Genomic DNA, 14,496 nt, shown 5'->3' on the forward strand with positions numbered 1-14,496 from the left:
CGGCAGGCCTCGTCGGCCTGCCCGCGGTATCCGGTTCTCAAGGTGCCCGCCGCGGGTGCTCGCCCGCGCGGCAGGGAGATATAGTGCCACTCCCCGGGGGCGCCGGGGGCGGGATTCTCTCCCTCCACACTGTCTACATATTTGCACCATTCTTTCCGTTAACTCACCCGATCTTTACCGTATAGGCGCTAACGGCCTTCCCTGCCCTATGGCCTTCCCCCTAGACCTTATAGAGTCCTAACCTGGCGGCGTGCTTTTCTTTGTAGACATTCAAACGAAACGGGGTACCCTCAGGCACCCCGTTGCAATAGCTATAGGCAGCTGGCTTAAGCCTCGAGCGCCTTCTTGGCGATGGCGGCAAGCTCGTTGAAGGACTCGGTGTCCTCGTAAGCCATCTGAGCGAGAACCTTGCGATCCAGCTCGATGCCGGCAAGCTTCAGGCCGTGCATGAACTGCGAGTAGGACAGGCCGTTCAGACGCGCGGCGGCGTTGATACGGGTGATCCAGAGGCTGCGGATCTCGCGCTTCTTGTTGCGACGATCGCGGTACTGGTACTGCAGGGAGTGCTGGACCTGCTCCTTGGCATGCTTATACGTACGCGAAGCGGCACCGTAGTAACCCTTCGCACGGCTCATAACGGTACGGCGCTTCTTCTTGGCGCTCACAGCGCGCTTCACACGTGCCATATCTGATCAACTCCTAGTCAAATAGTCTTTCGTACGTAAGATGGGAAGTTCGGCTTAGCGGCCGGCGAGACGCGCGGTGACGACCTTCTTGTCGGCAGCGGCGATCTCGGTCTCCTGACGGAAGTTGCGCTTGCGCTTGGTGGTCTTCTTGGTGAGAATGTGGCTCTTGAAGGCCTTGGCGCGCATGAGCTTGCCCGTACCGGTGCGGCGATAACGCTTCTTGGTGCCGCTGTGGGACTTCATCTTAGGCATGAGACTTCTCCTTAATCTTCCTTACGCTATTTCTTAGCTTCGTTCTCGCTGTCCTCGACATTGTCGAAGGCGCCCTTGATGGGAGCGAGGAGCATGAGCATGTTACGTCCCTCGAGCTTGGGAGCGCTCTCGACCGTGGCATACGGCTTGAGGTCCGCTGCCAGGCGCTCGAGCACATTGAGACCCTGCTCGGGATGGGCCATCTCGCGGCCACGGAACATGATGGTGACCTTGACGCGGGCGCCCTTCTTCAGGAAGCGCATCACGTGACCCTTCTTGGTCTCGTAATCGCCCACATCGATCTTAGGCCGGAACTTCATTTCCTTGACCTCGACCCGCGACTGGTTCTTGCGGGCCTGCTTGGCCTTCATGGCCTGCTGGTACTTGAACTTGCCATAATCCATGACCCTGCAAACCGGGGGCTCCGCGTTGGGCGCGATCTCCACCAGGTCGAGTCCCTGCTCGTCAGCGACGCGCTGGGCGTCGCGGATGCCAAACAGGCCGAGCTGCGAACCGTCGACACCGATGAGACGGCAGGTGGTCGCGGTGATCTCCCCGTTGATGCGGGTGGCATCAGACTTAGCTATTGTCCCAACCTCCTTCTTGAGAGACAAAACAATACCCGGATGCCTGACAGGCGGCATCCGGGTACACAGGTCAAATTAAGGCATGATTCGCCTTGATCTTCTGTTGTGCAACCAGACAGCTACCTCGCAGGCGCCGAAAGGTGGGAGCTCTTGCCCCGCTTTCGATGGGCACTGGAATCAGTGCGTTGGCTATACTAGCACAAAGTCGCTCGGCAGTTGGGCCTTCATGCTTTCGCCATAGGAATCAAGCGACAGCGGCTCGGCCTATTCCCACGTCTTCCAGATATCGGGCTCATAGCCGATCGTCGCCTTCTTGCCGTTGCGCACGATGGGCTCCCGCAGGACCTGCTGGTTCTCGAGGAGCTTGTCGAACTTCTGGCTCTCGGCGAGATAGGTGATGAGTGCAACGGTGTCCTGATCTTTCGCCTTGGGGTCGATGAGCGCATCGATGCCGCCCGCTGCCTGCATGACGCTCATGAGCTCACCTTTGCTCATCTCCTTTTCCTTCAGGTCGATGAACTGGAACTTGATGCGGCGCTCCTTGAAGTAGCGCTGGGCCTTCTTGGTGTCGAAGCTCTTCTTGGTGCCGAAGATCTGGATGTTCATGGGACCTCCCCCGGGCAAAAGGGGACGGCGCCCCCCTTTACCCCGCTTATGAAAAGGGCCCCATTGCTGGGGCCCTGACTGTTCTATATGGTGCCCGAGGCGAGACTCGAACTCGCACGATGTCGCCACCGGTGGATTTTGAGTCCACTGCGTCTGCCAATTCCGCCACTCGGGCACAGCACGCGACCTATAGTAGCATACGGCCGGTCGGTTACACCTCGTGCATTTCGACAAGCTCGATGGCGCGGCGCATCTCGTCCTCGTCGCATCCGCGGCCCTCCACGGTCGCCTCGCCCATCTGGTTATCGAACGGATCCCAGCGCACGCCGTTGGATGCCGGCGTCAGCTCTGCCTGGTACTGGGAGTTCGCCACCATGCGCCAGGGATCGAGGTTGCCGAAGTAGTGGAGACGACGTGCCTCGTTGCCCTCGCGGCGAGCGGACGAGCCGAACGAGCAGTCGGCCCACAGCCAGCCGAACTCATCGGTGTGGAACATCGCCCAATCGTGCGGGCCCACGTAATCCGGGGAGACATATAGTCCGCTTTGCCAACGCGCGGGAATGCCCGCGATACGGCACATCGTGATAAAGGTGAGCGCCATGACGCCGCAGTCGCCGCGCAGCGACTTCGCGCAGTTATCTGGAATGCAGTCGAGCTGGGCATACGGGGGCTGATAGCGGTAATCCACGTTCTTCGTGATGTAATCGTAGATGGCGCGCGCCTGGTCGATCGGGCGCTCGATGTCGCCGACGACGCGCGCGGTCAGGGTGCACAGGTACGGCGTGAACACGATATGGGGCGCAAGCTCGGCAAGGTCGTCATCGGTGACCGTATCATCTGCTACGACGTGCTCCGCGGGAGCCGGCGCGCAGGTGTCGACATACGGGGCGTGGATGCGGTAACGGTAGCTCGCCTCGAAGGAATGGTTCTCCCTCGACCCCCAAAACGCCGTGCGCGCGGGGGCATCCTCCTTGGCAACGAGCACGCCGGGGGTCCAATCGTAGACGTCGATATCGGATTGCTGCGGACAGGCGGCCGGGACGGGCAGCCAGGCGCGGAGCATCTCGCCCGGCGTGGCACCGGGGATATCGATGGAGACCTTAAGCGCGATCTCGCAGGTCAGGCCACCCTTCTCATGCATGCGGTCGAGCATGGCGTCGCGCATCTCGAGGTCGCGGGACTCCTCCTTCTTGAGGCCGGGGACCTCGTGCGGATACACGCGCAGCGAGTCGAGGAAGTTGTCGAGGAAGCGCTGCTCGCCCTCGATGAAGCGGGTGTCGATGCGCTTGCGCGCGATGAGGTCATCCAGCTGCTTTTCGGTGAAGTCCGGCCACTCGGATCGAATGGCCGCAAGGGCATCCGCGCGCGTCACGCAGAACTGCTTCGCGAGCCTGCCCATGCGATGGCGCTCGACACGCAGGCACGCCGCGAGCTCCGGTGTGATATCGCCGCTCAGCAGCTCGTCGCACGCGTGCACGGCCTCGCGAAGATACCCCGCCTGCTTGAGCCGCTCGATCTCTGCGGGCAGCCCCACGACCAGAAAGCGGTAATCGTCGTTGGATACCTCGTCGGTGCATCCGACCGGCCCATCCACAACAAGCTTGCCCTCCTCAGGCCACTCAGTCCTAACCGCCATCTCTCCCCCTCGCATCGCGTACCGAATCCCGCCGCAAGCCGCAGCGGGCCACTCCCGATTCTACCCCCAACACCCCCGAGGCGCGAAGCGCAGCACAACGTCCCGACCCCAACCCCCGCCCAGCTTCGCCTGCTCTGCCGCAAATCGAAACCCCTGGCCCCATAAAACGCGGGAAGGCCCCGGAGGGATTTCCTAAGCTGACAATCCCGCAGCCGCGAAGCGGCGAGGACGTCAGCGTGGAAACCCTCCGGGGCCTTCCGCGTTTTATGGGGCCAGGCGTTACGCCTTGTTCACAGAGCCGAACTCCTCCATGAGTTCCTTGGTGCGGGCGACGATGGCATCGCGGCCGGGCTTCAGCAGCTTGCGGGGGTCATAGCCCTTGCCCTGCTGATCCTTGCCCTCCTCGATGTAGCCGCGAGTCGCAGCGGCAAAGACGAGCTGGAGGTCGGTGTTGACGTTGATCTTGGAAACGCCCATGGAGATGGCCTTCTGGATCTGGTCAACGGGGATGCCGGTACCGCCGTGAAGGACGAGCGGGAGGTCGCCGACCTCGGCCTTGATCTCGGCCAGACGGTCAAAGGACAGACCAGCCCAGTCGGCCGGGTACACGCCATGGATGTTGCCGATGCCGCAAGCGAGGAAGTCGACGCCCAGGTCGGCGATCTGCTTGCACTCGGCGGGATCGGCGAGCTCGCCGTTGGAGGCAACGCCGTCCTCGACGCCGCCGATGCCGCCGACCTCGGCCTCGATGGAGATGCCCTTGGAGTGGGCGAGCTCCACGAGCTCCTTGGTGCGGTCAAGGTTGATCTGGAAGGTCTCCTCATGGGAGCCGTCGTACATGATGGACGTGAAGCCAGCCTCGATGCACTTGAAGCAGTCCTCATACGAACCGTGGTCGAGGTGCAGGGCAACGGGGACGGTGATGTTCAGGGCCTCAACGGCAGCCTTGACCATGTCGGCGCAGACCTTGTAGCCGCCCATCCACTTGGCGGCACCACCGGTGCACTGCATGATCAGAGGGGACTTAGCCTCCTCGGCAGCCTGAAGGATGGAAAGGGTCCACTCGAGGTTGTTGGTGTTGAACGCACCGAGGGCGTAGTGGCCGGCCTCGGCGTTCTTGAGCATCTCTGCCGCGTTAACGAGCATAAGAAGACCTCCTGTTTAGGTTGCTCCAATACCTTCGGCAATTCTACCACTGTCCATTACGGCAGATATCGCAAATGTACTGCCGAAATCGCAGCAAGACCCCTCATTTTGCGACAGATTCCCCCAGCTCAAAGGCATCGCTCAGACACTCTGAAAGACGCTGGTGTTAATTTGTGGAAACCTTCCCATAATCGCCAGCGGGGGCAAAGGGGGTCCGAGTGACAAGCCTGCGTGCGGAAACTCGGCAGATGCGGACACAACGCGGGCTAAACCGGACCGCCCACGTACCGCGCGGAGCTGCGGAACCTGCCGTCCACGCCGATGAGATCGCGTACGAGACGCAGATAATAGCTGCGCTGTGCAGCTTCGGGGAGCTCGATATCGCCCGGGTGGATCTCGCCGGCGGAATTCTCGTCAACCGGCCGCGGAGGACAGCGGTCGTAGAGGCTCACCTTGCCGGTGTCCTGCCACAGCCCGTCCACGCAGGCGATGCGCATGCCGATCGTCCCTTCTTTCCACCGGTCGACCTCGCACAGATGCCGCGCGAACACCTCATAGCCTTGCCCCGTTCGAACGTCCACCAAATTCGCCATGCAGGTCTGCAGATCTTTCTTTTCGATGGCAAATCGCGAGAAGAACTGCGTCTGTGCCACCTGGCGCAGCACATCAACCATCTGAGCAGGAAAATCCTCGGGCGGATCGTCGACAAGAACCTGCAGGGGCGTCTTCCCCTCGCGCATCGGCCGCTCGAACACCAGCCACTCGAAATAGCACATGCTCGCGACCACCAGATCGCTCTCGGTGGGACTCGGCTCGTAGCAGACAGCAGGATCTACGCAGCTGTCGAACTCCCCGCTCGCCTCATCCAGCATCCCATCGAGCGAATCGTGCATCCGCTTGACCGCAAGCTCGACCGCCCTCAGCGCACTTCCACCAGTCTCCATCTCGGTACCTCCCTATACAATGCCTCTGGGACATCGTAAGGGTAGCGATAGGAGTCTTAATTTATATCGGACTTCGTATAGTATTTTTCGCATGTCTTACCGCATATGCAGTGTGCCCAACAGAATCCCGACAAAGCGGGAGGGAGGGCGCCGAACTCCCAGCTCAGTGCCCTCCCCCTTTTTGGTCAAGCTGTTTGGCGACGCAGAAATCCCATAGGTCGCGATGTCACGCTCCGAGGTCCAGGGGATGCGCTTTTAATAGCCCATATTGAGCGCGCGGCGCACGAAGAGGTTGCCCTCGAGCTCAGCCCCCGCAGTCGTCGATTGCCCGTGGCCGCACAGGCAGAGCGTGTCCTGAGGCAGCAGGCGAAACAGATGCGCAAGCGAGTGCATGATGGTCGTCTCGTCGCCGCCGGGAAGATCGGTACGCCCATGGCCGCCCGGGAACAGCGTGTCGCCGCAAAACGCCACGTTGCCGCTCTCGGTCGCGGCAAACAGCACGATACCGCCCGGGGTATGGCCCGGCGTGGCGATGACCTGCAGGTTCACGTCGCCGAACTCGATGCGATCACCCTCTGTCAGTAGGCGATCGGGCGCAGGCGGCTGCTCGGTATCGATACCCCACGCCTGGCGCAGCCATCCGACGTGGTCCCTTGCGGTCTCGACGTCGTCGGCAGCGATAACGAAGGGAACGTCGTCGCCCAGGGCGCGGCGCAGGCCCGCGACGCCTCCCGTATGGTCGGCGTGTCCATGCGTGCACACGAGCGCCACGATGCGGACCTCGGGATGGCGCACCGCGAAGTGCCGAGCGAGCTCCTCCCCTTCCCAAGCGGGATCAATCACCACTGCCTCGTCGTCGGAGGTCACAAAGTACGTGTTCGTCTGGATGGGCCCGTTTTCCACGCACTCGATGGAAAGCGTCCCGTGCGGCTCGAGGTCGAGTGAGAAATCGGAGGCAGGCATGCCAGTCATGTCATTCCTTTCGCATGAAACGCCCCGCAGGCGATCCCGCGGGGCATGAGATGTCGAAACAGCTGCGAGGCCTTTCCAGGTAGACCCGGGTCCGGCCCGAGGCCTTCCCAGGTGCCCGAGATTGCCCCGAAAGCCGAGGGCGCACGCCTTGCGTGCGGCGCCCGAAGGCTTGAGGGCAGGATCGGGACCCAATCCGGCTGTTAGGCCTTTCCAGGTGCCCCAGATCGCCGTGAAAGAGGAAGGAAGCACGCCTTGGCGCGGCGACCGACCGATTGAACGGCGAGGTGGGGTGCCTGGGAAGGCCTAACCCCGGCGCTTCATGGTGATGTTACCCTCTCCCGGCATGAGGCGGCGAACGTCGTAGACGCTCTCGACAGCCGAGATGGAGGCGAACAGCGGGTCGAGGCCGCTTGCATCGGAGATCTCGACGAGGAAGCGCAGGACCGCCATGCCCTCGCGGTCGGTGGATGTCGCCGCCGACAGGATGTTGCCGCCGACATCTCCGATGGCGATCGTGACGTCCTTGAGCAGGCCCATGCGGTCGAGGCACTCGACAACAATCTCGACCTGGAACAGGGCATCGGCCGCGTTATCCCACTCGACCTCGATCATGCGCTCGGGGTGCTCCATGAGACCCTTCACGTTCGGGCAATTCGCACGATGCACCGATACGCCGCGACCGCGCGTGATGAAGCCGACGATGTCGTCTCCCGCAACGGGGTTGCAGCAATGCGCGAGGCGCACGAGCAGGTCCTTGCTCTCGCCGCCCTTGACGATGACGCCGGAATTGGACTTGCTCGACGAGCGCGGCTTGCGGTTGGACCCGCGCTCGACCTCGGTGGCGGCGGGCTCGGCCTTCGTCGGGATCTCGGGCTTGGGGTCGAGAATCTGCTGCACCTTGTTGCCCACCATGCGCACGGGCAGCTTACCGGCGCCGATCGCGGCGAAGATGTCGTCGATCTGCTTGAGGTTCAGCTGCTCGGCAACGGTGTTGAGCGCGCGCGTCGTGCGCTGCGTCGAGATGCCGTATCCGCGCTTGCGCAGGTCCTTGGCGAGCATGTCGCGACCGGCCGTCGCGTTGTCGTCCTTGGTGGCGGCAGCGAAATAGCGCTTGATCTTGGAGCGCGCCGAGGGCGTGCGCACGATGTTCAGCCAGTCGCGCGATGGCCTCGACGCCTTGTTGGTCATGATCTCCACGCGGTCGCCCGTGGCCAGCTCATGGGTGAGCGGCGCCATGACGCCGTTCACCTTGGCGCCCACGCAGTGGTTGCCCACCTCGGTGTGGACGGCGTAGGCGAAGTCGAGCGGCGTCGCCCCGGCGCGCAGGCTCATGACCTCGCCCTTGGGCGTGAACACGAAGATCTCGGTGTCGTAGAGATCGGCCTTCAGCGTGTGGAGGAACTCCTTGGCGTCGTCGATCTCGTCGGAAGCCGCCCAGTCGAGCGAGTGCTTGAGCATGTTGATCTGGTCGTCGAGTCGCTGGGCCTCGTTCGACTTGGTCGCGCTCGAGCCGCCGGAGCGCTTGTACAGCCAGTGCGCGGCGATGCCGTATTCAGCCTGCTCGTGCATCTCGTAGGTGCGAATCTGGATCTCGAGCGGACGCGCGGTCGGGCCGATGACCGTCGTGTGGAGCGACTGGTAGTTGTTGAGCTTCGGCATGGCGATGTAGTCCTTGAAGCGTCCCGGCATGGGATGCCACAGGGTATGGACCGCGCCCAGCGCGGAATAGCAATCGCCCACCGAATTGGTGATGACGCGAAGCGCGACGAGGTCGTAGATCTCGGAGAACTCCTTGCCCTTGCGCTTCATCTTCTGATAGATGGACCAGTAGTGCTTGGAACGGCCGTTGATCTGGTAACCGGTCAGGCCGACGCGCTTGAGCTCGTCGTCGAGCGTCTTGATGGTGTCGGCCAAAAAGCGCTCGCGCACCTCGCGGCTCTCGGCGACCATGCGGGCGATGCGCTGGTAGGCCTCGGGCTCCAGATAGAAGAACGAGAGGTCCTCGAGTTCCCATTTGATGGATGAGATACCCAGGCGGTCGGCAAGCGGCGCGTAGACGTCCATGGTCTCGCGCGCCTTGAACAGGCGGCGATCCTCGCGCAGCGCGGCGAGCGTACGCATGTTGTGCAGACGGTCGGCGAGCTTGACGATGACCACGCGGATGTCGCGGCTCATGGCGAGGAACATCTTGCGCAGGTTCAGCGCCTGCTTCTCGTCCATCGTGTCGACGTCGATGTTCGTGAGCTTCGTCACGCCATCGACGAGCTCGGCAACCGTATCGCCGAACATCCCGCTCACGTCGGCAAGAGAGGTCTCGGTGTCCTCGACCGTATCGTGCAGCAGGGCGGCGCACACCACGTCGCAGTCCATCTTGAGCTCGGCCAGGATGATGGCGACCTCGACGGGGTGGTTGATGTACATCTCGCCGCTGCGGCGCTTCTGCTTGGCGTGTTTCTCGGCCGCGAAGCAGTAGGCGTGCTCCACCTTGTCGCGGTCGTCGTCGCCCATGTACTTGCGGCAGAGGTTCGCGAGCTTGTCGTAGTTGTCCGCCATGATCTCGAAGGGCAGGTCGTCCGCATGAGCATAGTGGACAAGAGCTGATGTGGGCTGCAGCTCGCCCTTCTGATTGCTGTGCTTGTGCGGCTTCGTGCCGAACATCGGCTTGTTCGCAGAGGCGTCCATGGCGTCCCCCTCTTACCTGCTCTGTGGCGTGATAGGTCTGTTGATACGGTCAAGCATATCAGATGCCGATGCGCTGAGCGCCCAGCTCCTGAACGCCGAGAACTCCATGCGCGCATGGATGCCCTCGAGGTAGCGGATGGAACTCGTGAGGTCGACGCGCCCCGGATGCTCTGCCATCTGGATGCGCCTGCCGTCATCGAAACCCGTGATGGATGCGAAGCCCAGCTCCTCGAACACGGCGAGGCCGCACGATACCGTCCGCTCGTTGACCGGGAAGCGCGCATCGATGGCAAGGCACATCTGCGCGATGTCGAGGTCGCTTGCCGAGAAGCTATCCTGGCCGGTGCGTGTCCGGTTGGAGCGCCACATGGTCTGCAGCGCGCGATACAGCGTGACGAGCTCATCGCGCTCGGGCGCCGCGATGTCCAGCAGGCGCTCGTTGATGCGCGCGTCGCGCGTCGAGTACAGCAGGTGGATGAGGGCGGGCATGCCATCGCGCCCGGCGCGGCCGCTCATCTGGTTGAACTCGATGGCGCCGAACGGCATGTGGTACAGCACGACATGGCGGATGTCGGGAAGGTTGACGCCCTCGCCGAACGCCGAGGTCGACACGATGCAGCTAAGCTCGCCCGAGCGGAAGGCATCCTCGACACGGCGGCGATCGTCGCGCGAGAGCCCGGCGTGGTAGAAGGCGATCCTGCTCGCGAGCTCGGGCACGCGGCGGCGCAGCATGCCGGCAAGCGTCATGGCCTGCTCGCGCGAGTTGACGTACACCACGCATTTCTCGCCGAGCGCCACGATGGACACCAGACGGTTCTCCCTGCTCGCAAGGTCGCGGTCGTCCTCCATGCGCAGGTTCTCGCGCACGGCGTCGTCGACCACGATGCGATCGATGGGCAGCAGCCGGCGAATCTCGGAGAGGATGCGGTCATCGCAGGTGGCCGTCGTCGCAAGCACCGTCGGACGGTTGAGGGCGCCCAAGATATCCGGCAGGTCGAGATAGGCGTCGCGCTCCCCACTGCGCGCCATGCCCGCGTGGTGCGCCTCGTCGATCACCACGAATCCGATACGCCCCGCCTGCGCGAACCGCGCGCGGTTGATGGCGAGAAACTCCGGTGTAGTGAGCACGATGTCGGTGGCCCCCTGCGCCAGGCGCGCAAAGGCGCCATCGCGCTGGTCGACAGACGTGCCGCCGGTCAGGACCTGAACATGCAGGCCGAGGTCGGAAAGCGCGTTCACGAGGTGGAACGATTGGTCGGCCACGAGCGCGCGCAGAGGGTACACGAGCACGCTCGCGCGCCCGCGCAGAATCGCCTCGCGCGCCGCGTGCACATGGAAGATCAACGATTTGCCCCGCCCCGTGCCCATGACCGCAAGCACGCCCTTGCCCCGTGCCAAGGCATCGAGCGCCTCGGTTTGGGTTCTATGCGGGCGCGCCGACCCGATAAGCGAGTGAATAAGCGAGCGGGTGAGCTCGTCGTAGGAAAGCCGGGAGAGCATACGTCGGCGATCGGACGAGACGGCGGGGTCTGCCGCCGCGGGCGCGGGATCGGCAGCCTCGAGCAGCATGGCGGCGTCTGCAGCCTCGGCATCCCCATCGACGGCGCCCGCCGGCGTGATATCGCACGACGAGTCGTCGCACGAATGGCACAGGATGTCCTTCACCATGAGCTTCGGCTTCACCCTGCCCTGCCAGTGCTCGGCGACCGCCTCGAACACGAGGTCGACCACCGAATCGCATGCGACGCGGTCGTCGATATCGGGCACGCGGAACATGATGGCGGGCACGCTCGCGATGCCGTCGGTTGCCACGAAGCGCATATGCTCGCCGCTCTTGCCCACCGCGGCGCGATCGACCATGGTCACGCCCGCCACACCGAGCAGCGGGACCTTGTTGCCCTGGCCGAACGGTTCGAGCGCCGAGATGGCCTGGATGGTATCGATATCGAGCTCCGAGAGCTCCACCATGGCGGTGACCTCACGACGGTCCTCGAACTGCTCGGCCGGCAGACGGTCGAGCACCTCTGCCAAACGGGTGCGGAACTCGTCGAGGCGCGAGGCGTCGAGCGTTACGCCCACCGCCCCCGCATGGCCGCCGAAGCGGATGAGCACGTCGGAGCACTGCTCGACCGCATCGAACAGGTTGACCGACCCGACCGAGCGCCCCGACCCGCGCGCGATGCCGTCGACAATGGAGAACATGAGCGCAGGCACGTGATAGCGACTCGTGAGGCGGCTCGCCACGATGCCCTTCACGCCCTCATGCCAGCCCTCGCCGCCCACGACGATGACGCGGCTGCCGTCATAGGTGCGCTCCACGAGGTCGATGGCCTCGTCGGCTAGCTTCGACTCGATATCGCGGCGCTCCTGATTGATGTGCTCGAGCTCCGCGGCGAGCCGTCCCGCCTCGATAGGATCCGTCGCGAGCAGCAGGTCGAGCGCCAGCGTCGGGTCGGCCATGCGGCCCGCGGAGTTGAGGCGCGGGATGAGCGAGAACGAGAGCGAATCGGCGGTTATGGTGGCGAGGTCCGTGCGGGCAAGCGATGCGAGCGCGATGAATCCCGGGCGCGCGGTGGCGCGCATCTGGGCGATGCCCTCGGCCACCAGCGCGCGGTTCTCGGGCGTGAGCAGCATCATGTCGGACACCGTGCCGAGAGCCGCGACCTCGGTATAGCGGCGCCACAGATCGGGCATGCCACGGCGCTCGCCCAGCACCTGGACGAGCTTGAGCGCCACGCCCGCACCGGCGAGCTCGCGGCTCGGGCTGTCGGCAACGAGCTTGGGGTCCGCCACGGGCACGCCCACGGGCACCAGATCTGCCGGCTCGTGATGGTCGGTCACGGCTATATCCACGCCGCGGGCCGTGAGGGCCGCGACCTCCTCGCGCGCTGCGATGCCGTTGTCGACCGTCACGATGAGCGAGGGATGGCACGCCTGCGCCACGCGATCGAGCGCCGCCGTCGTCAGGCCGTAGCCCTCCTCGAAACGATGGGGAATGAAGGGATGGACCGTGCCGCCCAGAACACGCAGCGCCTCGGTGAGCAGGCAGGTCGAGGTGATGCCGTCCACGTCGAAATCGCCGAACACCGCGATGGACTCCTGCGCGTCGAGCGCGGCGCACACGCGATCGGCCACGTCGAACAGGCCGGGGATGCACGACGGATCGGCCCAATCGCGCTCGAGCGACGGGGTGAGGAACAGCCGCCCCTCCTCCACCGAGCGGATACCGCGCGCCGCCATAATGCGCGCGACGAGCGGCGCCACGCCGAGGCCGGCGGACAGTCGCCGCTCGGCGGCCTCGTCCCGATCGACGACGGTCCAACGGTGGGATGTCTTAAGCGTGGACATGCTGCACCGCCCTATCAGCTCGAGGTACGGGGGCGATGCATGATGATGCGCGGCGCGCGCAGGACGCACCGTGCCGGATATGCGGTCGAGGCATAGGGGCACTTCCTAGAAGATGAGCCCGCTGCGGCGGGCCGTGCTGTTGTTCGCCCCCAATTATACGCACGAAGCGGACAAATCCCCCATCCGACCGGATGGACGGAAGCGTTACGGAGGTGGAGCGTCATCGAGGGCGACGGACCGATACGCAACGACCTGGCGTGTGCACCTTGTTTTGTGAAGCGCAGCGAAGGTGCAATCGACCGGTAACACGGGTGCGCTAGCATAGCTTGCGGCAACGCGGGGCTCGCCCGTGCCGTCGTGACGACAAGCTGTTGAGGAAGGGGGTATCGCGCAGATGATCGCACAGGGCTACCGCCAGATGGGGTCGTACCTTTCGTCGCACATGACGTTTTTCGTTCCCCTATGCGTGGCGCTCGGCGTCCTGCTCCCCCAGGCTTTCGGTCCCGTGTCGACCTTCGGGCCCATCATGTTCGCCATCATGACGTTCCAGGGGTCGCTCAACAACACCTTCAAGCAGCTCGCCGGCGTGTTCCGCCATCCTTTGAACCTGCTCATCATCCTCGGCGTCATCATGGTACTCATGCCTGGCCTCGCCTATGCGTGTGCCATGCTGCTATTCGGCGACAACATGGACCTCGTGACCGGCATCGTACTCGAGTACAGCGTACCCATCGGCATCGTGAGCTTCATGTGGGTCGACATGTATCGCGGCGACACCTCGCTCGGCCTGGCGGCAATCCTCGTATCGACGGTGCTCTCGCCGTTCACGATCCCGGCTACGCTCTCATTCCTGCTCGGCGCCACCGTGCACATCGACGTCATGGGCATGATCGTCGACCTGATCTTCATGATCGCAGCGCCCGCGATTGCGGGCATGGCCGTCAACGAGCTCACGCGCGGATGGGGACACGAGAAGCTCTCCGGCGCCCTGAGCCCTGCATGTCGCGTGCTCATGCTGCTGAACATCACCGCCAACTCCACGAAGATGAGCGCCTACGTGCTCAACATGAACCTGCAGCGCCTGGAGGTCGCCTTGTTCATCTTGGTGTTTGCCACCTGCGGGTTCTTTATCGGTCTGTCGGTCGCGCGCCTCATGCACGGCTCCCAGTCGCTGCTCGTGACCATGAGCTTCGACTGCGGCCTGCGCAATATCTCGTCGGGCGCCACGCTCGCCGCGCAGTATTTTCCCGGCGAGACCGTGTTTCCCGTGATGTGCGGCACGATCTTCCAGCAGATTCTCGCAGCGACGTTCGGTCATATCATCGAGCGGCTCTGCTCCGAGGACACTGCCGAGCGCGACCGGAAGGTCGAGCAGGCAAAGCGCCTGTTGCGCAAACGGAACCGCTAGCGATTCGCTGCCCTTGGGCGGCTCCATCGTACTGCGCTGGGGTCTTTCTTGGATGAATATGCCGGTTTTGCACCGCAGGCTACGTCAACGTGAGATGCAAGGATCAAATTTGCGACTTTTGAGAGGGTTGCATCGCGCCTCGATTGATTCGGTCATTGGTCATGTATACGCAATTCATCTGAACAGCGCATTTACGATCATGACTGCATAGAATTGAGACCCTCCAGAC

General features: G+C 63.6%; 11 protein-coding genes and 1 tRNA gene. 1 reads left to right on the forward strand and 11 read right to left on the reverse strand.

The features are described from left to right. Positions 1-326: 326 nt before the first annotated feature. The 11 genes from rplT to recJ form a co-directional block, all read right to left on the reverse strand. On the reverse strand, positions 327-686 hold the full coding sequence (gene rplT, locus H6A16_RS08660) for a 50S ribosomal protein L20 (protein WP_204618240.1): 360 nt from the start codon (positions 684-686) through the stop codon (positions 327-329). A 54-nt stretch (positions 687-740) separates the two neighbouring features. After that, positions 741-938: a 50S ribosomal protein L35 gene (gene rpmI, locus H6A16_RS08665; RefSeq protein WP_204618242.1), complete on the reverse strand. Its 198-nt coding sequence runs from the start codon at positions 936-938 to the stop codon at positions 741-743. A gap of 26 nt (positions 939-964) precedes the next feature. After that, positions 965-1,552 carry a translation initiation factor IF-3 gene (infC, locus tag H6A16_RS08670; RefSeq protein ID WP_428830080.1) on the reverse strand — a complete coding sequence of 196 codons (588 nt, stop codon included), beginning with the start codon at positions 1,550-1,552 and terminating at the stop codon, positions 965-967. Positions 1,553-1,789: 237 nt separating this feature from the next. Continuing rightward, complete coding sequence (locus H6A16_RS08675) at positions 1,790-2,131, reverse strand: arsenate reductase family protein (protein WP_204618246.1); 342 nt, start codon at positions 2,129-2,131, stop codon at positions 1,790-1,792. An 88-nt stretch (positions 2,132-2,219) separates the two neighbouring features. Beyond that, a tRNA-Leu gene (locus H6A16_RS08680) sits at positions 2,220-2,306 on the reverse strand. Between the two features lie 36 nt (positions 2,307-2,342). Continuing rightward, positions 2,343-3,767: a transglutaminase-like domain-containing protein gene (locus tag H6A16_RS08685; protein ID WP_204618248.1), complete on the reverse strand. Its 1,425-nt coding sequence runs from the start codon at positions 3,765-3,767 to the stop codon at positions 2,343-2,345. A gap of 279 nt (positions 3,768-4,046) precedes the next feature. Then, a complete protein-coding gene (gene fba, locus H6A16_RS08690) occupies positions 4,047-4,913 on the reverse strand; it encodes a class II fructose-1,6-bisphosphate aldolase (protein WP_204618250.1) in 867 nt (288 codons plus the stop codon). A 266-nt stretch (positions 4,914-5,179) separates the two neighbouring features. Beyond that, on the reverse strand, positions 5,180-5,857 hold the full coding sequence (locus H6A16_RS08695; RefSeq protein WP_204618252.1) for a hypothetical protein: 678 nt from the start codon (positions 5,855-5,857) through the stop codon (positions 5,180-5,182). A gap of 255 nt (positions 5,858-6,112) precedes the next feature. Next, entirely contained in the window at positions 6,113-6,829 is a 717-nt protein-coding gene (locus H6A16_RS08700) for an MBL fold metallo-hydrolase (protein ID WP_204618254.1), read from the reverse strand. Between the two features lie 303 nt (positions 6,830-7,132). After that, positions 7,133-9,382 (reverse strand): bifunctional (p)ppGpp synthetase/guanosine-3',5'-bis(diphosphate) 3'-pyrophosphohydrolase, encoded by a 2,250-nt coding sequence (locus H6A16_RS08705; protein WP_342589748.1) that lies wholly within the window; start codon positions 9,380-9,382, stop codon positions 7,133-7,135. Between the two features lie 141 nt (positions 9,383-9,523). Further along, positions 9,524-12,859 carry a single-stranded-DNA-specific exonuclease RecJ gene (recJ, locus tag H6A16_RS08710; protein WP_204618257.1) on the reverse strand — a complete coding sequence of 1,112 codons (3,336 nt, stop codon included), beginning with the start codon at positions 12,857-12,859 and terminating at the stop codon, positions 9,524-9,526. A 394-nt stretch (positions 12,860-13,253) separates the two neighbouring features. Between recJ and H6A16_RS08715 the strand changes: the two genes are divergently transcribed. Next, positions 13,254-14,267: a bile acid:sodium symporter family protein gene (locus H6A16_RS08715; protein WP_204618259.1), complete on the forward strand. Its 1,014-nt coding sequence runs from the start codon at positions 13,254-13,256 to the stop codon at positions 14,265-14,267. The last annotated feature ends 229 nt before the right edge of the window (positions 14,268-14,496 follow it).

Source organism: Collinsella tanakaei, assembly GCF_016900375.1.
Lineage (GTDB): Bacteria > Actinomycetota > Coriobacteriia > Coriobacteriales > Coriobacteriaceae > Collinsella.

What these genes read in the sequence shown, in the direction of transcription:
- H6A16_RS08685 (WP_204618248.1), bottom strand. Translation starts at nt 3,767, where the DNA reads ATGGCGGTTAGGACTGAGTGGCCTGAGGAGGGCAAGCTTGTTGTGGAT.
- H6A16_RS08675 (WP_204618246.1), bottom strand. Translation starts at nt 2,131, where the DNA reads ATGAACATCCAGATCTTCGGCACCAAGAAGAGCTTCGACACCAAGAAG.
- H6A16_RS08700 (WP_204618254.1), bottom strand. Translation starts at nt 6,829, where the DNA reads ATGACTGGCATGCCTGCCTCCGATTTCTCACTCGACCTCGAGCCGCAC.
- rpmI (WP_204618242.1), bottom strand. Translation starts at nt 938, where the DNA reads ATGCCTAAGATGAAGTCCCACAGCGGCACCAAGAAGCGTTATCGCCGC.
- recJ (WP_204618257.1), bottom strand. Translation starts at nt 12,859, where the DNA reads ATGTCCACGCTTAAGACATCCCACCGTTGGACCGTCGTCGATCGGGAC.
- H6A16_RS08695 (WP_204618252.1), bottom strand. Translation starts at nt 5,857, where the DNA reads ATGGAGACTGGTGGAAGTGCGCTGAGGGCGGTCGAGCTTGCGGTCAAG.
- rplT (WP_204618240.1), bottom strand. Translation starts at nt 686, where the DNA reads ATGGCACGTGTGAAGCGCGCTGTGAGCGCCAAGAAGAAGCGCCGTACC.
- H6A16_RS08715 (WP_204618259.1), top strand. Translation starts at nt 13,254, where the DNA reads ATGATCGCACAGGGCTACCGCCAGATGGGGTCGTACCTTTCGTCGCAC.
- fba (WP_204618250.1), bottom strand. Translation starts at nt 4,913, where the DNA reads ATGCTCGTTAACGCGGCAGAGATGCTCAAGAACGCCGAGGCCGGCCAC.
- H6A16_RS08705 (WP_342589748.1), bottom strand. Translation starts at nt 9,382, where the DNA reads ATGGCGGACAACTACGACAAGCTCGCGAACCTCTGCCGCAAGTACATG.